At 49.0% G+C, this 21,443-nt stretch carries 37 protein-coding genes; all 37 read left to right on the top strand.

The annotated features are described in order from the left end of the window. Positions 1 to 10 precede the first annotated feature (10 nt). The 37 genes from cobO (at position 11) to rho (ending at position 21,436) form a co-directional block, all read left to right on the top strand. Positions 11 to 520 (top strand): cob(I)yrinic acid a,c-diamide adenosyltransferase, encoded by a 510-nt coding sequence (gene cobO, locus TSP01S_RS03940; protein ID WP_041076655.1) that lies wholly within the window; start codon positions 11 to 13, stop codon positions 518 to 520. Positions 521 to 671: 151 nt separating this feature from the next. Continuing rightward, entirely contained in the window at positions 672 to 1,046 is a 375-nt protein-coding gene (gene rpsL / locus TSP01S_RS03945; protein WP_041076657.1) for a 30S ribosomal protein S12, read from the top strand. A gap of 18 nt (positions 1,047 to 1,064) precedes the next feature. Beyond that, complete coding sequence (gene rpsG, locus TSP01S_RS03950) at positions 1,065 to 1,532, top strand: 30S ribosomal protein S7 (protein ID WP_041078414.1); 468 nt, start codon at positions 1,065 to 1,067, stop codon at positions 1,530 to 1,532. A gap of 11 nt (positions 1,533 to 1,543) precedes the next feature. Continuing rightward, a complete protein-coding gene (gene fusA / locus TSP01S_RS03955) occupies positions 1,544 to 3,628 on the top strand; it encodes an elongation factor G (protein WP_041078416.1) in 2,085 nt (694 codons plus the stop codon). A 20-nt stretch (positions 3,629 to 3,648) separates the two neighbouring features. Continuing rightward, positions 3,649 to 4,848, top strand: a complete 1,200-nt coding sequence (gene tuf / locus TSP01S_RS03960; protein ID WP_041076658.1) for an elongation factor Tu — start codon at positions 3,649 to 3,651, stop codon at positions 4,846 to 4,848. A gap of 55 nt (positions 4,849 to 4,903) precedes the next feature. Beyond that, positions 4,904 to 5,212: a 30S ribosomal protein S10 gene (rpsJ, locus tag TSP01S_RS03965; RefSeq protein ID WP_041078418.1), complete on the top strand. Its 309-nt coding sequence runs from the start codon at positions 4,904 to 4,906 to the stop codon at positions 5,210 to 5,212. Positions 5,213 to 5,232: 20 nt separating this feature from the next. Next, the gene (gene rplC / locus TSP01S_RS03970; protein ID WP_041076660.1) at positions 5,233 to 5,865 is read left to right on the top strand and encodes a 50S ribosomal protein L3; all 633 of its coding nucleotides are present in this window, start codon (positions 5,233 to 5,235) and stop codon (positions 5,863 to 5,865) included. 21 nt (positions 5,866 to 5,886) lie between these two features. Next, positions 5,887 to 6,561 (top strand): 50S ribosomal protein L4, encoded by a 675-nt coding sequence (gene rplD, locus TSP01S_RS03975; protein WP_041076662.1) that lies wholly within the window; start codon positions 5,887 to 5,889, stop codon positions 6,559 to 6,561. Beyond that, positions 6,558 to 6,860 carry a 50S ribosomal protein L23 gene (gene rplW / locus TSP01S_RS03980; protein ID WP_041076665.1) on the top strand — a complete coding sequence of 101 codons (303 nt, stop codon included), beginning with the start codon at positions 6,558 to 6,560 and terminating at the stop codon, positions 6,858 to 6,860. Before rplD ends, rplW begins: the two co-directional genes overlap by 4 nt. Before the next feature lie 13 nt (positions 6,861 to 6,873). Continuing rightward, positions 6,874 to 7,701: a 50S ribosomal protein L2 gene (rplB, locus tag TSP01S_RS03985; protein WP_041076667.1), complete on the top strand. Its 828-nt coding sequence runs from the start codon at positions 6,874 to 6,876 to the stop codon at positions 7,699 to 7,701. A gap of 13 nt (positions 7,702 to 7,714) precedes the next feature. Continuing rightward, on the top strand, positions 7,715 to 8,002 hold the full coding sequence (rpsS, locus tag TSP01S_RS03990; RefSeq protein WP_031503245.1) for a 30S ribosomal protein S19: 288 nt from the start codon (positions 7,715 to 7,717) through the stop codon (positions 8,000 to 8,002). 14 nt (positions 8,003 to 8,016) lie between these two features. Beyond that, positions 8,017 to 8,424 (top strand): 50S ribosomal protein L22, encoded by a 408-nt coding sequence (gene rplV / locus TSP01S_RS03995; RefSeq protein WP_041076672.1) that lies wholly within the window; start codon positions 8,017 to 8,019, stop codon positions 8,422 to 8,424. Positions 8,425 to 8,443: 19 nt separating this feature from the next. Further along, positions 8,444 to 9,073, top strand: a complete 630-nt coding sequence (gene rpsC, locus TSP01S_RS04000) for a 30S ribosomal protein S3 (protein ID WP_041076675.1) — start codon at positions 8,444 to 8,446, stop codon at positions 9,071 to 9,073. An 18-nt stretch (positions 9,074 to 9,091) separates the two neighbouring features. Then, a complete protein-coding gene (gene rplP / locus TSP01S_RS04005; RefSeq protein ID WP_041076676.1) occupies positions 9,092 to 9,520 on the top strand; it encodes a 50S ribosomal protein L16 in 429 nt (142 codons plus the stop codon). Continuing rightward, positions 9,517 to 9,717, top strand: coding sequence for a 50S ribosomal protein L29 (gene rpmC / locus TSP01S_RS04010; protein ID WP_041076679.1), 201 nt, complete (start codon positions 9,517 to 9,519; stop codon positions 9,715 to 9,717). The genes rplP and rpmC overlap by 4 nt, the downstream gene beginning before the upstream one ends. A 6-nt stretch (positions 9,718 to 9,723) precedes the next feature. After that, entirely contained in the window at positions 9,724 to 10,011 is a 288-nt protein-coding gene (gene rpsQ, locus TSP01S_RS04015) for a 30S ribosomal protein S17 (RefSeq protein ID WP_041076681.1), read from the top strand. Continuing rightward, positions 10,008 to 10,376, top strand: a complete 369-nt coding sequence (gene rplN / locus TSP01S_RS04020; RefSeq protein ID WP_041076683.1) for a 50S ribosomal protein L14 — start codon at positions 10,008 to 10,010, stop codon at positions 10,374 to 10,376. The genes rpsQ and rplN overlap by 4 nt, the downstream gene beginning before the upstream one ends. 14 nt (positions 10,377 to 10,390) lie before the next feature. Then, positions 10,391 to 10,708, top strand: coding sequence for a 50S ribosomal protein L24 (rplX, locus tag TSP01S_RS04025; protein WP_041076685.1), 318 nt, complete (start codon positions 10,391 to 10,393; stop codon positions 10,706 to 10,708). A 14-nt stretch (positions 10,709 to 10,722) separates the two neighbouring features. Further along, the gene (rplE, locus tag TSP01S_RS04030) at positions 10,723 to 11,271 is read left to right on the top strand and encodes a 50S ribosomal protein L5 (protein ID WP_041076687.1); all 549 of its coding nucleotides are present in this window, start codon (positions 10,723 to 10,725) and stop codon (positions 11,269 to 11,271) included. A 13-nt stretch (positions 11,272 to 11,284) separates the two neighbouring features. Then, positions 11,285 to 11,470 (top strand): type Z 30S ribosomal protein S14, encoded by a 186-nt coding sequence (locus TSP01S_RS04035; protein ID WP_041076688.1) that lies wholly within the window; start codon positions 11,285 to 11,287, stop codon positions 11,468 to 11,470. Positions 11,471 to 11,485: 15 nt separating this feature from the next. Next, entirely contained in the window at positions 11,486 to 11,890 is a 405-nt protein-coding gene (gene rpsH, locus TSP01S_RS04040) for a 30S ribosomal protein S8 (protein ID WP_041076690.1), read from the top strand. Positions 11,891 to 11,903: 13 nt separating this feature from the next. Then, positions 11,904 to 12,458, top strand: coding sequence for a 50S ribosomal protein L6 (gene rplF / locus TSP01S_RS04045; protein WP_041076692.1), 555 nt, complete (start codon positions 11,904 to 11,906; stop codon positions 12,456 to 12,458). Positions 12,459 to 12,472: 14 nt separating this feature from the next. Continuing rightward, on the top strand, positions 12,473 to 12,841 hold the full coding sequence (gene rplR, locus TSP01S_RS04050; protein WP_041076694.1) for a 50S ribosomal protein L18: 369 nt from the start codon (positions 12,473 to 12,475) through the stop codon (positions 12,839 to 12,841). A gap of 13 nt (positions 12,842 to 12,854) precedes the next feature. Beyond that, a complete protein-coding gene (rpsE, locus tag TSP01S_RS04055; protein WP_052463491.1) occupies positions 12,855 to 13,394 on the top strand; it encodes a 30S ribosomal protein S5 in 540 nt (179 codons plus the stop codon). Between the two features lie 3 nt (positions 13,395 to 13,397). Then, positions 13,398 to 13,589, top strand: coding sequence for a 50S ribosomal protein L30 (rpmD, locus tag TSP01S_RS04060; RefSeq protein WP_041076696.1), 192 nt, complete (start codon positions 13,398 to 13,400; stop codon positions 13,587 to 13,589). A gap of 9 nt (positions 13,590 to 13,598) precedes the next feature. Next, positions 13,599 to 14,042, top strand: coding sequence for a 50S ribosomal protein L15 (rplO, locus tag TSP01S_RS04065; RefSeq protein ID WP_041078421.1), 444 nt, complete (start codon positions 13,599 to 13,601; stop codon positions 14,040 to 14,042). A gap of 1 nt (position 14,043) precedes the next feature. Beyond that, complete coding sequence (gene secY, locus TSP01S_RS04070; RefSeq protein ID WP_041076699.1) at positions 14,044 to 15,321, top strand: preprotein translocase subunit SecY; 1,278 nt, start codon at positions 14,044 to 14,046, stop codon at positions 15,319 to 15,321. Beyond that, a complete protein-coding gene (locus TSP01S_RS04075) occupies positions 15,322 to 15,975 on the top strand; it encodes an adenylate kinase (protein WP_041076701.1) in 654 nt (217 codons plus the stop codon). It begins immediately after the preceding gene. Further along, positions 15,972 to 16,727, top strand: coding sequence for a type I methionyl aminopeptidase (gene map, locus TSP01S_RS04080; RefSeq protein WP_041076703.1), 756 nt, complete (start codon positions 15,972 to 15,974; stop codon positions 16,725 to 16,727). Before TSP01S_RS04075 ends, map begins: the two co-directional genes overlap by 4 nt. A 4-nt stretch (positions 16,728 to 16,731) precedes the next feature. Continuing rightward, a complete protein-coding gene (gene infA / locus TSP01S_RS04085) occupies positions 16,732 to 16,995 on the top strand; it encodes a translation initiation factor IF-1 (RefSeq protein WP_041076704.1) in 264 nt (87 codons plus the stop codon). A 6-nt stretch (positions 16,996 to 17,001) separates the two neighbouring features. Beyond that, on the top strand, positions 17,002 to 17,118 hold the full coding sequence (rpmJ, locus tag TSP01S_RS04090; protein WP_041076706.1) for a 50S ribosomal protein L36: 117 nt from the start codon (positions 17,002 to 17,004) through the stop codon (positions 17,116 to 17,118). A gap of 12 nt (positions 17,119 to 17,130) precedes the next feature. Then, complete coding sequence (rpsM, locus tag TSP01S_RS04095; protein WP_041076708.1) at positions 17,131 to 17,517, top strand: 30S ribosomal protein S13; 387 nt, start codon at positions 17,131 to 17,133, stop codon at positions 17,515 to 17,517. A gap of 20 nt (positions 17,518 to 17,537) precedes the next feature. Beyond that, positions 17,538 to 17,924 (top strand): 30S ribosomal protein S11, encoded by a 387-nt coding sequence (rpsK, locus tag TSP01S_RS04100; protein WP_041076710.1) that lies wholly within the window; start codon positions 17,538 to 17,540, stop codon positions 17,922 to 17,924. Positions 17,925 to 17,939: 15 nt separating this feature from the next. Then, complete coding sequence (gene rpsD / locus TSP01S_RS04105) at positions 17,940 to 18,569, top strand: 30S ribosomal protein S4 (protein ID WP_041076712.1); 630 nt, start codon at positions 17,940 to 17,942, stop codon at positions 18,567 to 18,569. 5 nt (positions 18,570 to 18,574) lie between these two features. Continuing rightward, positions 18,575 to 19,576, top strand: a complete 1,002-nt coding sequence (locus TSP01S_RS04110; protein WP_041076713.1) for a DNA-directed RNA polymerase subunit alpha — start codon at positions 18,575 to 18,577, stop codon at positions 19,574 to 19,576. Between the two features lie 4 nt (positions 19,577 to 19,580). Then, a complete protein-coding gene (rplQ, locus tag TSP01S_RS04115; protein WP_041076715.1) occupies positions 19,581 to 19,970 on the top strand; it encodes a 50S ribosomal protein L17 in 390 nt (129 codons plus the stop codon). A 170-nt stretch (positions 19,971 to 20,140) separates the two neighbouring features. Further along, complete coding sequence (gene rho / locus TSP01S_RS04120) at positions 20,141 to 21,436, top strand: transcription termination factor Rho (RefSeq protein WP_041076717.1); 1,296 nt, start codon at positions 20,141 to 20,143, stop codon at positions 21,434 to 21,436. Positions 21,437 to 21,443: the final 7 nt, after the last annotated feature.

Consider the following 21,443-nt stretch of genomic DNA (forward strand, 5'->3'; position numbering starts at 1 on the left):
GAGAGAATTCGTGGGATTCGTACACGTTTACACTGGGAACGGTAAAGGTAAGACGAGCGCGGCTCTCGGCTTGGCCCTGAGAGCTCTTGGTCATGGGATGAGGGTGTACATCGCTCAGTTTCTGAAAGGGATGGACTACGGAGAGTTGCACTCTTTGAAGCGTTTCGAGAACGTTACTTTGGAAAGGTTTGGTAGGCCGAAGTTCATCCATGGAAAACCGGACGAAGAAGATGTGAGACTCGCGATGGAGGGTTTGAAGAGATGCCGAGAGGTCGTGAGTAGTGGTGAGTACGACATCGTTATAATGGATGAAGCGAACATCGCGGTGTTTCTTGGTTTGTTCAGCGTTCAAGATTTGCTCGAAGTGGTTTCCAAACGACATGAAAGGACAGAAGTGATCATCACTGGAAGGTACGCACCTGAAGAGTTGATCAATGTGGCGGATTTGGTAACCGAAATGGTTGAGATAAAACATTATTATTCCAAGGGAGTCCAAGCGAGGAAAGGTATCGAGTACTGAACTGTTCGTTAAAGATAATTTCAAAGCGTTGTTGTATTATCCGTTGCTTTGGGTAGTATAATGTGTTTCGCGAGTGTTCTTCGCTCAATTGACAGAACAGGTTTTTTGTAATAAAATGACGAGTCGGTGTGTCGTTGAAGGGAGGTTTTCGATGCCGACTATAAATCAGTTGATCCGATTCGGCCGCGAGAGGAAGGTAGAAAAGTCAAAAGCACCAGCTTTGATGGGTAACCCGCAGAAACGCGGTGTCTGTATACGTGTTACCACGATGACGCCGAAGAAACCCAACTCTGCTCTGAGAAAGATCGCGAGGGTGAGACTGTCCAACGGCGTTGAGGTAACGGCGTACATACCAGGCATCGGTCACAACTTGCAGGAGCACTCCGTCGTTCTCGTGAGAGGCGGAAGGGTTAAAGACCTTCCTGGAATAAGGTACAAGATCATAAGGGGCGCCTTAGACGCGGCAGGTGTTGAAAACAGAAGACAATCCAGAAGTAAGTACGGTGCTAAAAGGCCCAAGAAGTGACGGTTGGAGGTTGGTAACGTGAGAAGAAGACGAGCAGAAGTCAGAAAGATTCCGCCAGATCCTGTTTACAACGATGTGTTGGTCGCAAAACTGATCAACAAGATCATGTGGGATGGTAAGAAGACCGTCGCCCAGAAGATCGTGTACAAGGCCTTCGATTACATAAGGGAAAAAACGGGTAAGGATCCACTTGAAGTCTTTCAAAAGGCTGTCGACAACGTCAGACCAGTGCTTGAGGTTCGCCCCAGACGCGTCGGAGGTGCGACCTACCAGGTTCCAATCGAGGTTCAGGAGCCAAGGAGGACGTCTCTGGCTCTGCGCTGGATAGTCGCTGCAGCACGTGCAAAGAAGGGAAGACCGATGTACATCAAGCTTGCTGAGGAATTGATAGCTTCATACCAAGGGACAGGAGCCGCTGTCAAGAAGAAGGAAGATGTGCACAAGATGGCGGAGGCGAACAGAGCGTTTGCCCATCTGCGGTGGTGAAAGGAAAGCCCATGCTGGAGATTCAGGCGTTGTATGTCCCTCTCGAGAAACTCCGTAACATAGGAATAATGGCCCACATAGACGCCGGTAAGACGACGACGTCTGAACGCATTCTGTACTACACCGGCCGCAAGCACGTGCTTGGTAGTGTGGATGAAGGAACCGCGACCCTCGACTGGATGGAGCAGGAGAAGGAGAGGGGCATAACGATACAGGCGGCGGCAACAACGTGTTTCTGGAAAGGTTACAGGATAAACCTGATTGATACGCCCGGGCATGTGGATTTCACTATAGAGGTTGAACGCTCCCTGATGGTTCTCGACGGTGCCATAGCCATCTTCGATGCAACCGCTGGCGTGGAACCGCAGAGTGAAACTGTCTGGCGGCAGGCAAACAAATACGGAGTTCCGAGAATAGCGTTCATGAACAAGATGGATAAAATAGGTGCCGACTTCGATATGGCTGTCAAAAGTTTGATCGAGAAGCTCCACGCCAAACCACTTCCAATACAGATGCCGATCGGTTCTGAAAAAGAATTCGTTGGGGTCATAGATCTTCTGAGGATGAAAGCTATATACTGGATCAGCGAAGATGGGTCCCAGTACGTGGAAGAAGACATTCCAGGGTACCTTCTGGGTGAAGCTGAAGACAGGCGTGAAGAGATGCTCTCAACGCTCGCCGAAGAGGACGAAGAGATTCTGAACCTTTATCTTGAAGATGAGGAAATACCCATCGAGAAACTGAAAGCAACGATCAGAAGATTGACCATCGCAAACAAGATAGTGCCCGTACTCTGCGGAGCGGCTGCAAGAAACAAGGGGATCCAGCCTCTCCTGGATGCCGTGGTGGATTACCTTCCATCGCCTCTGGACTTACCACCATTGAAAGCCCAGACTGTAGACGGAGAAGAAGTAGAAATAGTACCATCGGAAGAAGCAGGCTTTACGGCGTTGGCTTTCAAGATCCAGGTTGATCCCTACGTTGGCAAATTGACTTATCTACGCGTCTATTCTGGAAGGCTTGAAAAAGGATCGTACGTGTACAATTCAACCAAGAATGTGAAAGAGCGCGTTTCAAGGTTGATGTTCATGCATGCGGACAAGAGGGAAGAAGTGGAGTTTGCGAGACCTGGTGACATAGTCGCTGTGATTGGACTGAAAAGCACGACAACAGGGGATACACTTTGTGACGAGAGTCGTCCGATACTCATAGAGAGGTTCAACTTTCCTGAACCCGTCATATCCGTCGCGATTGAGGCAGCTACCAAGGAAGAAGAAGAAAAAATGGTCCGCGCAGTCACAGCACTGAGCGAAGAAGATCCGACGTTGAAGGTCAGGGTTGACAACGAAACAGGTCAGATTATACTTTCTGGCATGGGTGAGTTACACCTGGAGATCGTGACTGACAGGTTGAAGAGAGAATTCAACGTGAACGTGAGAGTTGGCAAACCCCAGGTTTCTTACAGAGAGACTATCACCAGAGCCGGAATTGGTGAGGGCAAGTACATAAGACAGACGGGTGGTAGAGGGCAGTACGGACATGTCGTGGTCAGGTTCGAGCCCATTCCGTACGAAGCTGGTAAACATTTCGAATTCGTCAACAACATAGTTGGTGGTACAATACCGAAAGAGTACATACCAGCGATAGAACAGGGCATACGCGAAGCCATGGAAATGGGTTATGTGGCCGGTTATCCAATGATCGGAGTAAGGGCCATACTCATTGATGGCTCGTATCATGAAGTAGACTCTTCGGAAATCGCTTTCAAAGTTGCGGCGAGTCTCGCCTTCAAGAATGCCATGAAAGAATGTGAACCTGTCTTGCTGGAACCGGTCATGCGCTTGGAAATAATCACACCCGAAGAGTATCTGGGTTCCATCATAGCCGATTTGAGTTCTCGTAGAGCCAGCGTACACGGTCTCGAGACGAGAGGCAACACCAAGATCATAAAGGCAACGGCACCGATGTCCGAACTGTTCGGCTACGCGACAGTTTTGAGATCCCTGAGTCAGGGTAGGGCGGTCTACACTGCTCAATTTTCACACTACGAGAAGATACCAGATAGGATCCTCGAGAAGCTTTTGAAGGCTGTTTAAAGGTGAAGGAGGGAGTTTGAATGGCTAAGGAAAAATTTGTGAGAACCAAGCCACACGTCAACGTCGGTACCATAGGCCATATTGACCACGGTAAAACCACACTCACAGCAGCGATCACTAAGTATTTGTCTTTCAAGGGTCTGGCAACCTATGTGCCGTACGACCAGATCGATAAGGCGCCTGAAGAAAAGGCCAGAGGAATAACGATCAACATCACTCACGTGGAATACCAGACGGAAAAGAGGCACTATGCACATATCGATTGTCCCGGACACGCTGACTACATAAAGAACATGATCACCGGTGCCGCACAGATGGATGGAGCCATCCTCGTCGTTGCCGCGACGGATGGACCCATGCCACAGACACGTGAACACGTCCTGTTGGCAAGGCAAGTGAACGTGCCTTACATGGTGGTCTTCTTGAACAAAGTCGACGCTGTCGATGATCCTGAACTGATCGATCTCGTCGAAATGGAGGTCAGAGAACTGCTGACCAAGTACGAGTTCCCTGGCGATGAGGTTCCAGTCATCAGAGGTTCCGCTCTGAAAGCACTCGAAGCCAACGATCCAAACGATCCGGCTTACAAAGCCATACAGGAACTGCTCGATGCCTTGGACAACTACATTCCCGAGCCCGTCCGCGAGGTCGACAAGCCGTTCTTGATGGCAATAGAGGACGTTTTCTCCATCACTGGAAGAGGTACAGTTGTCACTGGAAGAATCGAGCGCGGACGTATCAGGCCTGGTGACGAAGTGGAAATCATTGGTATGAGCTACGAAATAAAGAAGACGGTTGTGACGAGCGTTGAAATGTTCAGAAAAGAACTCGAAGAAGGAATCGCAGGAGACAACGTTGGATGCTTGTTGAGGGGTATTGACAAGGACGAAGTAGAACGCGGGCAGGTTCTTGCGGCTCCTGGTACAATAACGCCTCATACAACGTTCAAAGCAAACGTGTACGTTTTGAAGAAAGAAGAAGGTGGAAGGCACACACCGTTCATGAAGGGTTACAGACCACAGTTCTACATTAGGACAGCGGATGTCACGGGTGAGATCGTCGAGCTTGGCAACAACGCGGAAATGGTCATGCCCGGTGACAACGCGATTTTGACGATAAAACTGATCTACCCGGTCGCGATTGAAAAAGGTATGCGCTTCGCTATAAGAGAAGGCGGTAAAACAGTTGGAGCAGGTGTTGTCGCAGAGATCATAGAGTGATCCTGAGTGGGGGCTCAGCCCCCACCTTTTGAGCGAAGAGGAGGGAACGAGACTCATGCCAGGACAGAAGATCAGAATAAAGCTGAAAGCATATGATCACGAAATTCTCGACGAATCTGCAAAGAAAATCGTGGAGGTTGCGAAGTCCACGAATGCGAAAATATCTGGTCCTATACCGTTACCAACGGAAAGAACCCTTTATGTTGTTCTTAGGTCTCCACACAAGCACAAGGACTCGCGTGAGCAGTTTGAAAAAAGGGTTCACAAGCGACTGATAGACATAATAGAACCGTCTCCGAAGACGATTGACGCCCTGATGAAGATAAACCTTCCAGCAGGTGTCGATGTAGAGATCAAACTCTGAACCTTTGGAGGTGCTGAAGCATGAAGATGATCATAGGGAGAAAAATTGGAATGACTCAGCTGTTCAAAGATAACGAAGTCGTTCCTGTGACCGTCATAAAGGCAGGTCCATGCTATGTCGTGCAGAAGAAAACCCCTCAATTGGATGGTTATTGCGCGATACAACTGGGGTTCGAGGAAGTGAAGAAAGTCAACAAACCTCTCGAAGGACATTTCAAAAAGGCCAACTTGAAACCATTGCGAATCCTCAAAGAGATGAGACTCGAAAGTGAAGAGGAACTCAACAAGTACGAAATCGGACAAGTGATAAAAGTTGACATATTCCAACCCGGAGAACTGGTCGATGTGATCGGTTGGACCAAAGGTAGAGGCTTTGCGGGTGCTGTGAAGAGATGGGGATTCGCAGGAGGTCCGAAGACTCACGGATCGAAATTTCACAGGGAGTTAGGTTCATTGGGACAGCACACCGAACCGGCGAAAATTTTCAAAGGCAAAAAGATGCCGGGAAGGTACGGTAACGAAAGGGTGACCATCCATAACCTTGAAGTTGTGAAACTCGATGTTGAAAACAACCTCATAGCGGTCAAGGGCTCTGTTCCAGGAGCGAGGGGTGGCTTGGTGCTCATCAGGAGTCCCAAGAAGACCCGAAAATGAAGCTGAGGAGGAATCAGATTTATGGCCATCGTTGATTTGTACAACATGAAAGGACAGAAGATCGGTGTTCAGGAGTTAAAAGATGAGATATTCAATATCGAACCGCACCTCGACGTTATGTGGCGTTACATCGATTATCAGTTGTCCAGAAGGCGCGCGGGAACTGCTTCAACCAAGACTCGCGCGGAGGTCAGCGGAGGCGGGAGGAAACCTTGGCCCCAGAAGCACACGGGTAGAGCAAGACATGGATCCATCAGATCCCCTATTTGGAGGCACGGTGGAATCGCGCACGGTCCGAAGCCACGTGACTGGAGTAAAAAGTTGCCGAAAAAAATGAAGAGGTTGGCTATAAAATCGGCACTTTCCCAGCGCTTCAGGGAAGGTAATCTCATCGTTGTGGATGATATAAAGTTCGACGAACCCAAGACTAAGAACATGCGACAACTGCTCAGTGATCTCCAGCTTACGGGAAAGAAGGTTCTGTTCGTTTTGCCATGGAAGAAGCCGGAGTATGAGAATGTGAAACTTGCCTGTCGAAATCTTGAAGATGTGAAGGCGATCATTGCTGACAATACAGGTGCTTCTCAGAAGGGTGAGGTCAGAATAGACGGTCTGAACGTTTACGATATCATCAACCACGAGAAACTCGTCCTGACAAGAGACGTGGTAATGAAGATCGAGGAGGTGCTCAAATGAATCAGCAGAAGCTCACACCCTATGATGTGATCATCCGCCCCATAGTAACAGAGAAAACCACGTCTGCGAGGGAAGACAGAAAATACGTCTTCGAGGTCAATCTCCTGGCGAACAAGAATCAGGTGAAGGATGCCGTCGAGAAGTTGTTCAACGTCAAAGTTGAAAAGGTCAACATTCTGCTTGTAAAACCGAAACCGAAACGCCGAGGCCTGTTCGAAGGCAGAACACGGCAGTGGAAGAAAGCCATCGTCACCTTGAAAGAAGGCCACACTATCAAAGAACTAGAGGTTCAACAATGAGAGGTGAATTTCTATGGGTCTAAAGAAATTCAAGCCGATCACGCCAGGTCGAAGATTCATGGTTATACCGGACTTCGCCGAAATAACGAAGGAAGAACCTGAGAAATCTTTGCTCGTACCCATCAAGAAAACAGGAGGCCGCAACCATCATGGTCACACGACGGTGAGGTTCCGCGGGGGAGGTCACAAAAGAAGGTACAGGATCATCGACTTCAAGCGTGATAAGATAGGTATCCCTGCGAGAGTTGTAGCCATCGAATACGATCCTAACAGAACCGCGAGGATCGCTTTGTTGCAGTACGCTGATGGAGAAAAAAGATACATCCTCGCACCGAATGGCTTGCAGGTTGGGGACACTGTGATGTCTGGTCCCGATGCAGAAATAAAGGTTGGGAATGCTTTGCCGCTGGAAAAGATCCCACTCGGAACGATGATACACAACGTTGAGATCAGGCCGGGTTCAGGTGGAAAGATCGCGCGTTCTGCAGGTGTCGCATGCCAGTTGATGGCCAAAGAAGGCGAGTATGCTCTACTCAGAATGCCTTCCGGAGAACTTCGAAAGATTCACATAAAGTGTTATGCCACGATCGGTGTCGTTGGTAACGAAGACCACAAAAACGAAGTGGATGGTAAAGCTGGTAGAGTGCGCTGGAAAGGTAGAAGGCCACACGTCAGAGGCATGGTCATGAACCCTGTAGACCACCCGATGGGTGGAGGTGAAGGTAGAGGTAAGGGTCAGCACCCCGTGACACCGTGGGGAGTGCCGTGCAAAGGATACAAGACCAGAAGAGGCAGAAGGCCATCGGACAGATTCATCGTTCGCAGACGCAACGAAGTCTGAAGGAGGTGTTCGTGTGTCTCGATCTAAGAAGAAGGGTCCTTACGTTGATCCAAAGCTTTTGAAAAAGATCAGGATGCTGAATGAAACAGGGGAGAAAAAGATCATAAAGACTTGGAGCAGGGCTTCCACGATCGTTCCGGAAATGGTCGGCCACACGATAGCCGTTCACAATGGCTTGAAACACATCCCGATATACATTACAGAGAACATGGTCGGTCACAGACTGGGTGAGTTCGCACTCACGAGAAGGTTCGGAGGCCACGCTGATAAGAAGGCAGCTTCCAAGGGCCAGGTTAAGTGAGGAGGGAACAACGCATGAATACTCAGAGTCAGATCAGAAGGCCAAAAAGATCTGTCCAGCACAGACAGAAACAGGAAAGCGAAACGAAAGAAGCACGTGCTGTTGCCCGCTACGTTAGACTGTCGCCCAGAAAGGCCCGGTGTGTTGTGAACGCTATCAGAGGCAAGAGTGTGGATGAAGCGTTCCAGATTCTACAGATGTCTCCAAAAAAAGCCGCACGCATTGTCGAAAAGGTCCTGGCGTCAGCTGTGGCCAACGCTGAGAACAATGCGAAACTCAGCAGAGAAAGTCTCTACGTTTCGCATTGCGTCGTTGACGATGGCCCAAGGATGAAGAGGATCTGGATACGTGGTAGAGGAAGAGCGGATATAATACAGAGGCGAATGTGCCATATCACTGTAGTAGTGAAGAGCAAAGACTGATATCTGGAGAGGTGATACGGTGGGTCAGAAAGCACATCCAAGAGGATTCAGACTGGGGATGACTTCAGAATGGCAAGCAAGATGGTTCAACGAGAAGAACTATGCGTTGTGGCTTAAAGAGGACGAAGAAATACGCAAGCTGATCAAGGCAACTTACAATCAAGCCGGCATAAGCGAAGTTTTCATAGAGAGGCCTGACAACGAGACTGTGACCGTGATTATTAAGACCGCAAGGCCTGGCGTCATAATAGGAAAGAAGGGTGCCGAGATCGGCAAATTGAGGGAAGAGCTGGAAAAGAAGTTGAACAGACGCGTAATTGTGAATGTGGAAGAAATAAAAACGCCCGAGCTTGATGCACAGCTTGTCGCTGAAAGTATCGCAACAAGGATAGAGAAAAGAGCTTCGCACAAGCGTGCGATGAAGAGGGCCATTTCGGACGCCATCAGAAAAGGCGCTTTGGGAATAAAAACGATGGTTTCGGGGCGCTTAGCTGGGGCAGAGATCGCAAGGCGTGAGTGGTACCTCAGAGGAAGGTTGCCTCTCCAAAAGATTAAAGCAATCATAGATTATGGAACGGCGAGGGCCGAGACGAAATACGGTACGATCGGCGTCAAAGTCTGGATTTACAAGGGTGATGCACAGATTTGAAACAGGGAGGGAAAGAAGATGTTGATGCCCAAAAGGGTCAAATACAGAAAGCAACAACGAGGCCGGCTCAAAGGTGATGCGAAAGGCGGAACAACTGTCGCTTTTGGTGAATGGGGTTTGAAGGCACTCGCTCCTTCGTGGCTCACTGCTCAGCAGATAGAGGCTGGCAGGATCGCAATCATGAGGGTTTTGAAAAAAGGTGGAAAACTCTGGATCAGAGTTTTCCCGGACAAGCCTTACACGAAAAAACCAGCCGAGTCCAGGATGGGTAAAGGAAAAGGTAACGTTGAAGGCTGGGTTTGCCCGGTCAAGCCTGGAAAAATCATATACGAGATCGCCGGTGTGGATGAGCAAACGGCCAGGGAAGCCCTCGAATACGCTGCGTCCAAGTTACCGATACCTACCAAGATAGTTTCCAGGACCTCCTTCGGGGGTGAAGCAGTATGAAAGTGGCAGAAATCAGAAACTACAGCGACGAAGAATTGAAAAAGCTCTTGGAAGAAAAGAAGAGGCAGCTCATGGAGTTGAGATTTCAGCACGCGATGGGCCAGCTGAGAAACACTTCTCTAATTGAAGAGACCAAAAGAGACATAGCGAGGATCAAGACAATACTCCGTGAACGAGAGCTCGGAATAAGGAGGTAATGAACGATGCCGAGAAAACGTTTGATAGGTGTTGTGGTCAGTGACAAGATGGATAAAACCGTGGTTGTGAAGGTTACAAGGAGATTCGAACACCCCGTTTATAAGAAGCACATCGAGCGCTCGAAGAAGTACCATGCCCATGATGAGCGCAACGAATGCAAAGTCGGCGATGTTGTACTCATAGAGGAAACGCGACCGTTGAGTAAGACGAAAAGATGGAGAGTTGTTGAGATACTCCAGCGAGCGTTTCAAGTTGAAAAAATGCCCGAGATTGAGGAGAGTGATCAGGCATGATCCAGACGGAAAGTTATCTCAACGTCGCGGACAACTCGGGTGCAAAAGTTTTGAGGGTCATAAGGGTCCTCGGAGGTCATCACAAGAAATACGGAACGGTGGGTGACATCGTTGTGTGTTCTGTCAGGGATGTCGTACCAAACACTGGCATCAAAAAAGGTGAAATCGTCAAAGCGGTGATAGTCCGAACAAAGAGGCCCATAAGGAGACCGGATGGAAGTTATATAAGGTTTGATGACAATGCAGCGGTTCTGCTCGACAAGTTCAATGAACCCAGAGGGACACGTGTCTTCGGGCCGGTAGCCAGAGAGATTCGTGAGAAGGGTTACATGAAGATCATATCTCTGGCACCAGAGGTCCTCTGAGAGGTGAAAAGAAGATGCGAATAAAACGAGATGATCTGGTTCAAGTCATTTCAGGTAAGGACAAGGGTAAGAGAGGAAAAGTTCTCAAAGTGATACCGAAAGAGAACAAGGTCATAGTCCAGGGAGTCAACATAGTTAAAAAGCATCAGAGGCCAATACCCCAGCTGAGGGAAGGAGGCATCATAGAAAGGGAAGCACCAATTTATGCTTGCAAGGTCATGGTTGTGTGTCCGAACTGTGACAGACCAACGCGCGTCGGCATGAAATTCCTGGAGGACGGAACAAAGGTTAGATTCTGCAAAAAATGTGGCGAGATCATCGATAAGGTGTGAGGAGGAATCCAAAAATGGCACAGTATGTACCTTTGAAAGAAAAATATGAAAAGGAAGTAGTTCCCATACTGATGAAAGAGTTTGGATACAAAAACATTCACCAGGTTCCAAGATTAGAAAAGATCGTTATAAACATGGGCATCGGTGAGGGTGCTCGAAACTCTGATCTGCTTATGAAACACATGAACGAGTTGGCGGCCATCACCGGTCAGAAGCCCGTTATTACAAAAGCCAAGAAGAGCATCTCGAACTTCAAAATAAGAAAGGGTATGAACATAGGGCTCAAGGTAACGCTTCGTGGTTTGAGAATGTGGAACTTTCTTTACAAACTTGCCAACATAGCCCTGCCGAAAGTCAGGGACTTTCGAGGGTTGAACCCTGATTCTTTCGACGGTAGGGGTAACTACAGTTTCGGCTTGAGCGAACAATTCGTTTTCCCTGAAATAACACCTGACCAGGCGACGAGAGTTCAGGGTATGGACATCACTATAGTCACGACGGCCAAGACCGACAGGGAAGCGAAAAGGCTTTTAGAACTGCTTGGACTGCCTTTCAGAAAGTGAGGAGGAGATAAGGATGCCAAGAAAAGGATTGATAGAAAGATGGAAGAAACCGAAGAAATTCAAAGTTCGCGAATACACAAGGTGCGTCATGTGCGGAAGGGCCAAGTCTGTTTACAGGGAATTCGGTCTGTGCAGAGTCTGCTTCAGGAAGATGGCGCTGGAAGGTAAGCTCCCGGGTGTCAGGAAGGCAAGTTGGTGAAGAGGAGGGAGAACGATGTGGAGTGATCCGATAGCCGATATGCTCACGCGAATCAGAAACGCGAACATTGTATTCAAGGAGTACGTTGATGTGCCAGCTTCGAATTTGAAGCGCGCGATCTGTGAGATACTGAAGCGTGAAGGCTTCATCCAAGATTACAAGTACATCGAAGATGGTAAACAGGGCATCCTGAGAATACACATGAAGTACAAGGGTCTTCGGAAAAACCGTGAAAGAGTGATCCACGGGATTGTGAGGGTCTCGAAACCCGGAAGGAGAATTTACGTTACGAAGGACGAGTTGCCAAAGGTCAAAAATGGGCTCGGCATAGCGATACTAACGACTTCGAAAGGTGTCATGACCGACAAGGAAGCCAGGGAACTCGGAGTCGGTGGAGAAGTCATCGCCTACATCTGGTGAGGAGGTGAAGACCATGTCCAAGCTCGCAAAGAAACCGATATCGATACCAGCCGGTGTCAACGTTCAGTTAGAAGCGGACACGATAACAGTTAAAGGACCCAAGGGAACGTTATCACAGAAGTTATCCCCATACGTGAAGGTTGAAATAGAAGACGGCAAGATCTGGGTTAGACAGAACGAGGAGAAATTGGTGAGGAGATCTTTCAGAAGAGTTTTGAAAATGTTCCAGGGTACCTACTGGTCGTTGATAAGGAACATGATCGTTGGTGTGACGAGCGGCTTCGAAAAGCAACTCGAAATCATAGGGGTTGGTTACAGGGCACAGGCACAGGGAAACAAATTGACTTTGCAGGTTGGTTACACGCATCCGGTCGTCCTTGAGGCACCGGCAGGTGTGAGTGTTGAGACACCATCGCCGAACCTCATCGTTGTAAGGGGAGCAGACAAACAGAAAGTTGGTCAATTCGCCGCGACGATCAGATCTTACAGGGAAGTCAATGTCTACACAGGTAAGGGTATCAAGTACAAAGATGAAGTGGTGAGGAGAAAAGAAGGTAAGAAAGCATAAAGGGGGCATTTGACGTGATAAAGAGAGAGGATCGAAACCTGAAGAGGATCAGAAGGCATCTCAGAATCAGAAAAAAGATCAAGGGTACACCAGAGAGGCCTCGTTTGGCCGTCTTCAGAAGTGAAAAGCACATCTATGCGCAAATAATTGACGATACGAAAGGTCACACACTCGTCGCAGCTTCCACACTGGACAAAGAACTCCGTGGGAAGCTCGTAAAGACTTACAACGTTGAAGCAGCAAAAGAAGTGGGAAGACTGATAGCTCAGCGCGCACTGAGCTTGGGTATCAAAAAGGTCGTCTTCGATCGTGGTGGTTTCAAATACCACGGCAGGATCAAAGCACTGGCCGATGCGGCAAGGGAAGCGGGATTGGAATTCTGAGGAGGTGTGAAGAATGGTGGATGAAATACTGGAAGAAGAAATTATAAAGAAAGAATCCGAGGAGTTTGAGGAGCGTATCATTGAGATAAGAAGAACAGCTAAGGTCACAAAAGGTGGAAAAACTCTCAGCTTCAGGGTTCTGGCTGTAGTAGGAAACAGAAAAGGTAAAGTGGGCATCGGGATAGGAAAAGCGCGAGAAGTGCCAGATGCCATGAGAAAAGCGTTGAGTGCAGCTCGTTCGTCCTTGATCGATGTTCCGATCTACAGAGGTACGATACCGCACGAGGTCACCGCAAAACAGGATGCATCTGTTGTTTTGCTCAAACCTGCCGCACCAGGTACGGGAATCATAGCTGGGTCAGTTGTGAGAGCCGTTGTCGAGCTCGCGGGCATTCAGAACGTGCTCACCAAGGCACTGGGTTCAACGAATCCAGTGAATCTGGCATTGGCCACCATAAAGGCCTTGAAGAGTCTCGTTCCGCCAGACAAAGCTGCAAAATTGAGAGATCTGAGTGTGAGTCAGGTCATTTATGGTGCGAAGAAGGGGGCTTGAGCTGTGGTGAAGCTCGTCGTGGAACTCATCAAGAGTCCAATTGGTTACAAGTACGATCAGAGAGCAACGCTGAAGGCACTCGGACTGAGGAAACTGCACGACAGGGTGGTTAAACCAAAGACACCACAGATACTCGGTATGCTCGAGAAAGTTAGACACTTAGTTAAAGTTGAAGAGATTTCGGAGGAGGAATGAAACATGGCGTTGAGACTCGAAGATCTCAAGCCCACACCCGGTTCGGTGAAAAAACCCAAGAGGGTTGGTAGAGGCATAGGTTCTGGTCACGGCAAGACGTCTGGTAGGGGTCACAAAGGTCAAAAGGCCAGGGGCACAGGAAAGGTTCATCCGTGGCATGAAGGTGGACAGACACCTTTGCACAGAAGGCTGCCGAAAGTTGGGTTCAAGAGTTTCGTCCACAAGGACTATGCCGTAGTGAACTTGAGAACGCTCGAAGAAAAGTTCGAAGCCAACGAAGAAGTTACACCGGAAAAGCTGATCCAGCTCGGTGTGGTGAAAAAGCTGAAAGACGGTGTGAAAATCCTGGGAGACGGTGAACTGACGAAACCCCTGATTGTGAAAGCCCACGCATTCAGTGAGAGCGCGAAAAAGGCTATAGAAGCGGTCGGGGGAAGGGCAGAGGTGATCTAATGTGTGGAAAGCCCTTCGGAATGCGTTCAAGATACCCGAGCTACGCGACAGAATAGTTTTCACCATCCTGATCCTGATCGTCTTCAGACTCGGTGTCTATATTCCAGTACCTGGCATCAACATTCAGGCGTGGGCAGAAGCGTTCAAACGCTTCGCAGGGACCGCAGGGGGTATCATCAGTTTCTACGATGTGTTCACCGGTGGAGCTTTGGAGAATTTTTCGATCTTCGCGATGAGTGTTACTCCGTACATAAATGCCTCCATAGTTTTGCAGTTGCTCTCTTCTGTCATAACCAAGTTGCGTGATATGTTGAGAGAGGGCGAGGAAGGTAGAAAGAAATTTGCCAAGTACACGCGCAACTTGACGATCGCGCTTGGTGCGTTCCAGTCTTTCGTCGTCTCGTTCAGCTTGGTGAGACAGAGCCCCGACATAGTTGCTTACGGCCTCAATCCCATGGTGTTCGTGTTGATCTCCACCATTTCGATGCTGGCCGGTACCATGTTCCTTCTCTGGTTGGGAGATAGAATCACGGAGAAGGGCATAGGCAACGGTATTTCGGTTTTGATCTTTGCTGGGATCGTTGCCAGATATCCCAGCTACTTCGGAAGGGTCTTGCTCGGGAATTTGAACCTGTTCGGTTGGATCTTTCTGATCGCAATAGCTGTCATAACGGTTGCGGGTATCATATACGTTCAGCAGGCGGAGCGAAGGATCACGATACAGTACGCGACGCGTGTCGTTGGAAGACGCATCTACGGTGGCGCTTCCACTTATATTCCGATCAAGGTGAACCAGGGTGGTGTGATACCGATAATATTCGCCAGTGCCATAGTGATGATCCCGGCAGCGATCGCTGAGATGACGGGCGTTCAGTGGCTTCGAACCATCTTTTCCGCAGGCAACGCCCTGTACATAATACTTTACGGTCTGTTGGTGTTCTTTTTCACATACTTTTACAGTGTTGTTGTCTTCGATCCGCACGAAGTGTCCGAAAATGTGAGAAAATATGGTGGATTCATACCCGGTATTCGGCCGGGAAAGCCCACAGAGGAATACATCCAGCGCGTTTTGAACAGAGTCACGTTCTTAGGGGCTGTGTTCCTGGTAGTTATAGCGTTGCTGCCACATTTTGTCGAAGCGGTCACCAGAGTCAACATCGTCATTGGTGGCACGTCTACGCTGATAGCAGTCGGTGTCGCACTCGATGTGGTGCAGCAAATGGAAGCCCACATGATCATGAGGCATTACGAAGGGTTCGTCAAGAAAGGGTTGAAATGAATGAGGATCGTTCTGCTCGGTGCGCCCGGAGCTGGGAAAGGTACACTGGCAAAGGATTTGGTCAAACTAATAGGTGTACCTCACATTTCAACAGGCGATATGTTCAGGGAAGCCGTTGCGTCTGGGTCAGAGTTGGGTAAGCGAGTCGAGCAAATCATGAAGTCGGGTGCACTCGTGCCGGACGAAATAGTGAACGAACTGGTGAAGGAAAGGATATCCAAAGCCGATTGCAGGAATGGTTTCATATTCGACGGATATCCACGTACAGTCCAGCAGGCACATGCCTTCGACGAGATGCTGAAAGAAATGGGTCAGAAAATCGACGCAGTAATCTACTTGAAAGTGAGTGAAGATGTCGCGGTCAGGAGATTGACGAGCAGAAGGATTTGCCCCAAGTGCGGCAAAATTTATAACTTGTTGTCGATGCCTCCGAAGAACGACGAGACCTGTGACGACTGTGGTATCAAGTTGATCCAGCGCGACGACGATAGAGAGGATGTTGTCAGAAACAGGTTCAAAGTTTACAGCAGCCTGACGGCTCCTTTGATCGATTACTACAGGAGCAAAAACGTTCTGATAGAGGTCGATGCTGAAGAAGACCATCGAATCGTCGTCGAAAAGGTCATGAAACTGCTCGGAAAGGTGAGAACTTGATCAGGATCAAATCGCCGCAGGAGATCGAAAGAATGAGAGTTGCGTGCAGAGCTGTAGCATTAGTCCTCGATGAGATCGAAAAAATCGTTGTGGAAGGTGCTACGGCAGCTGATGTGGAGGACTTTGTGAATAAGGCGTTCAGGGAACTCAAGGTCAAGCCGGCTTTCAAAGGTTACAGGGGATACAAGTACGCAACTTGTGTGTCGATCAACGAGGAGATCTTGCACGGAGCACCTTTGAAGAAGAAAGTTTTTAAACGGGGAGACGTAGTTTCTGTGGACGTTGGAGCAATCTACGAAGGTTATTACGGTGACGGCGCGAAGACCTACTGTGTTGGCGAGGTTGACGAGATTGCGAGAAAGTTGGTGGATACAACGAAACAGGCTTTAGAAAAGGCCATCTCTTTCGCGAGGAAGGGTTACAGAGTTGGCGATATATCTTACGCAATCCAAAGCGTTGTGGAAGCTGCAGGTTTCAACGTCATAAGGGACTACGTAGGACATGGAGTTGGGAAACAGTTGCACGAAGAACCCGAGGTGCCGAACTACGGCAAACCTGGCACGGGGATCGCGCTCGTTCCCGGGATGACTTTAGCGATAGAAGTGATGGCGTGTGAGGGAGACTACAAAACAGTTCTGCTCGACGATGGTTGGACTGTGGTCATGGCCGACGGAAAAAGGAGCGCGCACTTCGAACACACAGTGCTCGTACGAGAAGATGGGGCAGAAGTTTTGACAAGCAGCAAGGGGTGATACGATGCCTAAGGAAGATGTCATCAAAATGGAGGGTACCATCGTTGAGGCTCGCAGGAACGCGACTTTCCTCGTTGAACTGGACAACGGTCACAAAGTTCTGGCCCAGATCTCCGGGAGAATGAGAAAAAACTTCATCAAACTCCTGCCCGGAGACAGGGTTGTTGTGGAGCTCTCCATATACGATTTGACCAAGGGCAGGATAGTTTACAGAAAGAAACTCGATAAAAAATCTGATGTAGATGAAGAAGAGGAAGAAAGGAGTTGATCAGCCGTGAAAGTCAGATCTTCCGTTAAGAAAAGATGTGAGTACTGTCAAATCGTGAGGAGAAAGGGAAGAGTGTTGGTGATCTGCAAAGCGAACCCGAAACACAACCAGAAACAGGGTTGAGGAGGGAAACGAATGGCGCGCATCATGGGAGTTGAGTTGCCCGCGAACAAGAAATGCTTCGTTGCTCTGACGTACATATATGGCATTGGCAAGACACGAGCGCTGGAAATACTCAAAAATACAGGAATCGACATGAACAAGCGTGTGAAGGACCTCACCGATGAAGAGGTCAACAAGATAACGAAGTACATCCAAGACCACTTCAAAGTCGAAGGAGAACTGAGAGCCGAGGTGAACAGAAATATCAAGCGACTTATAGACATAGGTTGCTACAGGGGAGTGCGACACAAACTCGGCTTACCAGTTCGCGGGCAGAGCACACGTCACAACGCAAGAACGAGGAAAGGCCCGAGACCGAGCAGGATCAAAACTAAAAAGAAGAAAGAACAAACCATCTGACGTCTTAGGAGGGATACACCGTGGCGAGAAGATCAGAGAGCAAGAAAAAGAGAAAGGTTCTCATCGATCGTGCGATCGTTCATATAAAATCTACGTTCAACAACACGATCGTCACGCTGACCGATCAGGATGGTGCAGTACTCACCTGGGCAAGCGGTGGAACGGTCGGTTTCGATGGAACCAGGAAAGGTACTCCATACGCCGCACAGCTTGCAGCGGACAAAGTGGCGAAAGAAGCCCTGAGGATGGGCATCAAAAGGGTCGATGTACTTGTGAAAGGACCCGGACCGGGTCGTGAAGCGGCGATAAGGACGTTACAGGCTGCCGGTTTGGAAGTAGACACCATAAAGGATGTCACCCCGATCCCCTTCAACGGTTGCAGGCCGAAGAAGAAGAGGAGAGTGTAAGAGGAGGGAAATTGGATGGCCAGATACACTGGACCTGTTTGCCGTCTCTGCAGACGAGAGGGTATGAAGCTGTACCTGAAAGGTGAAAGGTGCTTCACGGAAAAGTGCGCGTTCGATCGCAGGCCTTACGCCCCCGGCGAGCATGGCAGGAACAGGGGTAAGATGTCGCAGTACGCGTTCCAGCTCAGATCGAAGCAAGTGATGAAGAGAATCTATGGGATCCTGGAACGACAGTTCAGAAGATATTTCGATCGAGCCCTCAGGATGCCTGGCGACACTCGAGAGAACTTAGTTAGACTGGTAGAATCGAGACTGGACAACGTTGTCTTCAGAATGGGTTTCGCCATAAACAGGAGACAGGCAAGACAACTCGTCAGTCACGGGCATTTCCTCGTGAACGGTAAAAAGGTGAACATACCGTCTTACCTGCTCAAGCCAGGAGACGTTATCGAAGTCAAGGAATCGAGTAAATCCCTCGATGTCATAAAGAGATCCGTTGAGCTCGCCAAGGGTAGAACGATAGTACCGTGGATACAGGTAGATTTCGAAGCGTACCGTGGCGTTTTCGAAAGGGCACCGAAGCTCGAAGAACTCACCGATCTGCCTGTGGATGTCCAAGCGATCGTAGAGCTTTACTCGAGGTGATGTGAATGGAGTTCATGATACCGAAAAGATTGAAAGTGGAAGAAGAACGATCGGAAGCGGACTGTTATTACGCAAGATATGTTTTTTCGCCGCTTGAGAAAGGTTACGGCATCACGATCGGCAATGCGTTGAGGAGGGTGCTCCTGTCCTCCATACCTTCCGTCGCCATCGTGGGTTTGAGATTCATAAAGCCCGAGAGATATCACGAGTTCGATACGCTTCCTGGTGTCAAGGAAGATATCCTGGAGATCATTCTGAACTTGAAGAAAGTTCAGTTAAGAGCAGAGATACCGGTCAAAGAAAGGATCAAAGTTATTGTCGAGAAGAGAGGGCCTGGATTGTTGCTGGCGGGCGATATAAAGACACCTGCAGGTATCGAGGTGGTGAACCCCACCTTGAAAATAGCCACACTCGACGAAGAAGCAGATTTGATGTTCGAACTTTACATTCAGGCTGGAAAAGGTTTCGTGCCAGCTCAAGAGATAGAAGAACACCCGGAGATCGGTTCAATACCCATTGACGGCGTGTTCTCACCTGTACTCAAGGTGAACTTCAGGGTTGAAAGCGCCAGGGTTGCCAAGCGCACAGATTACGACAAGCTCGTGCTGGAAGTGTGGACGAAAAAATCGATCTTCCCGCATGAAGCACTGAAACGGGCCATCGATACACTCATGAATCATTTCAGGGTCATCGATGAAAGCCTGCCAGCGACGATGGCTCCTCTGTCGGCGGAGTTCGTGACGGTGACATCGCAGGATGAAACGCCGGCAGAACAGGTTCCACACGCTGAGGAAGAATCTATCTACTCGAAGAAGATAGACGAGCTCGAACTCTCCATAAGATCGTTGAACTGTCTCAGAAGAGACAAGATTGAGACCATAGGCGATCTTTTGAAGCGAACGGAAGAGGATCTTCTCAAAATCAAGAATTTTGGGCCGAAATCTCTCGAAGAGGTTAAACAGAAACTGTACGAGAAGTTCGGTTTGACGCTCAGGAAGGGAGGATGAGCCTGTGAGACACAGAATGGTTAAAACCAAGATTGGTTCGTACGGAAGCCACAGTCGCGCTTTGATAAAGAACCAGCTCAGGGAGCTTGTTGAGCATAGAAGCATCGTGACCACGGTATCGAAGGCCAAAGTTGTCAAACGCTTTTTCGACAAATTGATGACCAAGGCTGTCAAAGCAGCGAAAAGTAACGATAAGGCTGAAAGCGTCGCCTTGAGGAGACAGATCAACTGGTATTTGTGTGATAGAAGACTGACCAACAAGTTGGTCGATGAGATCGCCAAAGATCTGGTTGACAGAAATAGTGGATTCTGCAGGATCGTAAGGATCGGCCAAAGGAGAGGCGATGGGGCCGAAATGGTCCTCCTTCAAATTGTTGAGAAGAGTAAAGATTGAGGCCTCTCCCTGCCTGGGGGAGGCTTCCCTCTCTTGCCACGGGGCTCAAAGTTTTGATAAAATATTCTCAGTGAGTGAGCTACCGCCAATTCGCCTTCCGTGATCAGTATTGCCACGTCTTCTCGAAGAAGTATTGATCCACCTACGCGTATCTGGAGGTGTTTCGGTCGATGAATAACGAACAGGAAAAGAACGAACCAATCACCGTGAAAATTAACGATCTGGAGCAGATGACGATCAAACAGTTGTATGAACTCGCAAAACAGTACGACATTCCTCGCTACACGAGCATGAGAAAGAGAGACATCATATTCGCCATCCTTGAGGCGCAGGCGAAATCGCACGGCTTGATCTTCGGGGAAGGCGTGCTCGAGATCTTACCCGAAGGGTACGGTTTTTTGAGGAGCAGTGACAACCTGCTCCCGAGTGCCAACGATATCTACATCTCTCAGTCGCAGATAAAGAAATTCAACCTGAACACCGGCGACATCATATCCGGTGTGATAAGGCCTCCGAAAGAAGGCGAGCGTTATTTCGCGATGATCAAGATCGAGGCCGTCAATTACAAGTCGCCTGAGCTCAGCAACGAGAGAGTCAACTTCGAGAACCTTACCCCGGACTATCCGAGAAAGCGCTTCATTCTCGAGACGAGTCGCGATATACTTTCAACTCGTCTCATAGATCTTTTCGCGCCCATGGGGAAAGGGCAGAGAGGTCTCATCGTCGCACCTCCCAAGGCCGGAAAGACAACGTTACTGAAAGAGATCGCCAACGGTATTGCGGTGAACCATCCAGACACGATAAGGATAGTCCTGTTGATCGATGAAAGGCCGGAAGAAGTGACAGACATCAAAGAGTCTGTGAACGCCAAGGTGATTGCCGCGCCTTTCGATATGGCCCCGGACAAGCAAATCAAGGTCGCCGAACTGACACTCGAAATGGCGAAAAGGCTTGTGGAGTACGGTCACGATGTTGTTATCCTGCTGGACAGTTTGACCAGGTTGGCACGCGTTTACAACATACAGGTTCCTCCCAGCGGCAAGCTTCTGAGCGGTGGCGTTGATCCCGCTGCCCTGTACAAGCCGAAGCATTTCTTCGGAGCCGCAAGGAACACGCGCGAAGGGGGTAGTTTGACGATAATAGCCACCGCGTTGATAGAGACAGGATCCAAGATGGATGAGGTCATATTCGAGGAGTTCAAAGGTACTGGTAACATGGAACTTGTCTTATCGAGGCAGCTCGCCAACAAACGTATCTTCCCCGCGATAAATCTCCAGCTTTCTGGGACCAGGAAAGAGGAACTCCTCCTGGATGAGAGCACGCTCAAGAAGGTCTGGATACTCAGAAGGATGCTTTCTAACATGACCGAAGAAGAAGGTCTAACGCTGATATTGAAGAAGTTGCAAGAAACGGAAAGTAACGAAGACTTCCTCGCACTCATAGATCAGCAGAAAGTGAAATACTGAAAGATGG

It is taken from the genome of Thermotoga caldifontis AZM44c09 (genome assembly GCF_000828655.1).
GTDB classification, from domain to species: domain Bacteria; phylum Thermotogota; class Thermotogae; order Thermotogales; family DSM-5069; genus Pseudothermotoga_A; species Pseudothermotoga_A caldifontis.

Coding starts and splice junctions, on each gene's coding strand:
- rpsL (WP_041076657.1), top strand. CDS start 672: ATGCCGACTATAAATCAGTTGATCCGATTCGGCCGCGAGAGGAAGGTA.
- fusA (WP_041078416.1), top strand. CDS start 1,544: ATGCTGGAGATTCAGGCGTTGTATGTCCCTCTCGAGAAACTCCGTAAC.
- tuf (WP_041076658.1), top strand. CDS start 3,649: ATGGCTAAGGAAAAATTTGTGAGAACCAAGCCACACGTCAACGTCGGT.
- rpsJ (WP_041078418.1), top strand. CDS start 4,904: ATGCCAGGACAGAAGATCAGAATAAAGCTGAAAGCATATGATCACGAA.
- rplC (WP_041076660.1), top strand. CDS start 5,233: ATGAAGATGATCATAGGGAGAAAAATTGGAATGACTCAGCTGTTCAAA.
- rplD (WP_041076662.1), top strand. CDS start 5,887: ATGGCCATCGTTGATTTGTACAACATGAAAGGACAGAAGATCGGTGTT.
- rplW (WP_041076665.1), top strand. CDS start 6,558: ATGAATCAGCAGAAGCTCACACCCTATGATGTGATCATCCGCCCCATA.
- rplB (WP_041076667.1), top strand. CDS start 6,874: ATGGGTCTAAAGAAATTCAAGCCGATCACGCCAGGTCGAAGATTCATG.
- rplV (WP_041076672.1), top strand. CDS start 8,017: ATGAATACTCAGAGTCAGATCAGAAGGCCAAAAAGATCTGTCCAGCAC.
- rplP (WP_041076676.1), top strand. CDS start 9,092: ATGTTGATGCCCAAAAGGGTCAAATACAGAAAGCAACAACGAGGCCGG.
- rpmC (WP_041076679.1), top strand. CDS start 9,517: ATGAAAGTGGCAGAAATCAGAAACTACAGCGACGAAGAATTGAAAAAG.
- rpsQ (WP_041076681.1), top strand. CDS start 9,724: ATGCCGAGAAAACGTTTGATAGGTGTTGTGGTCAGTGACAAGATGGAT.
- rplN (WP_041076683.1), top strand. CDS start 10,008: ATGATCCAGACGGAAAGTTATCTCAACGTCGCGGACAACTCGGGTGCA.
- rplX (WP_041076685.1), top strand. CDS start 10,391: ATGCGAATAAAACGAGATGATCTGGTTCAAGTCATTTCAGGTAAGGAC.
- rplE (WP_041076687.1), top strand. CDS start 10,723: ATGGCACAGTATGTACCTTTGAAAGAAAAATATGAAAAGGAAGTAGTT.
- TSP01S_RS04035 (WP_041076688.1), top strand. CDS start 11,285: ATGCCAAGAAAAGGATTGATAGAAAGATGGAAGAAACCGAAGAAATTC.
- rpsH (WP_041076690.1), top strand. CDS start 11,486: ATGTGGAGTGATCCGATAGCCGATATGCTCACGCGAATCAGAAACGCG.
- rplF (WP_041076692.1), top strand. CDS start 11,904: ATGTCCAAGCTCGCAAAGAAACCGATATCGATACCAGCCGGTGTCAAC.
- rpsE (WP_052463491.1), top strand. CDS start 12,855: ATGGTGGATGAAATACTGGAAGAAGAAATTATAAAGAAAGAATCCGAG.
- TSP01S_RS04075 (WP_041076701.1), top strand. CDS start 15,322: ATGAGGATCGTTCTGCTCGGTGCGCCCGGAGCTGGGAAAGGTACACTG.
- infA (WP_041076704.1), top strand. CDS start 16,732: ATGCCTAAGGAAGATGTCATCAAAATGGAGGGTACCATCGTTGAGGCT.
- rpsM (WP_041076708.1), top strand. CDS start 17,131: ATGGCGCGCATCATGGGAGTTGAGTTGCCCGCGAACAAGAAATGCTTC.
- rpsD (WP_041076712.1), top strand. CDS start 17,940: ATGGCCAGATACACTGGACCTGTTTGCCGTCTCTGCAGACGAGAGGGT.
- TSP01S_RS04110 (WP_041076713.1), top strand. CDS start 18,575: ATGGAGTTCATGATACCGAAAAGATTGAAAGTGGAAGAAGAACGATCG.
- rho (WP_041076717.1), top strand. CDS start 20,141: ATGAATAACGAACAGGAAAAGAACGAACCAATCACCGTGAAAATTAAC.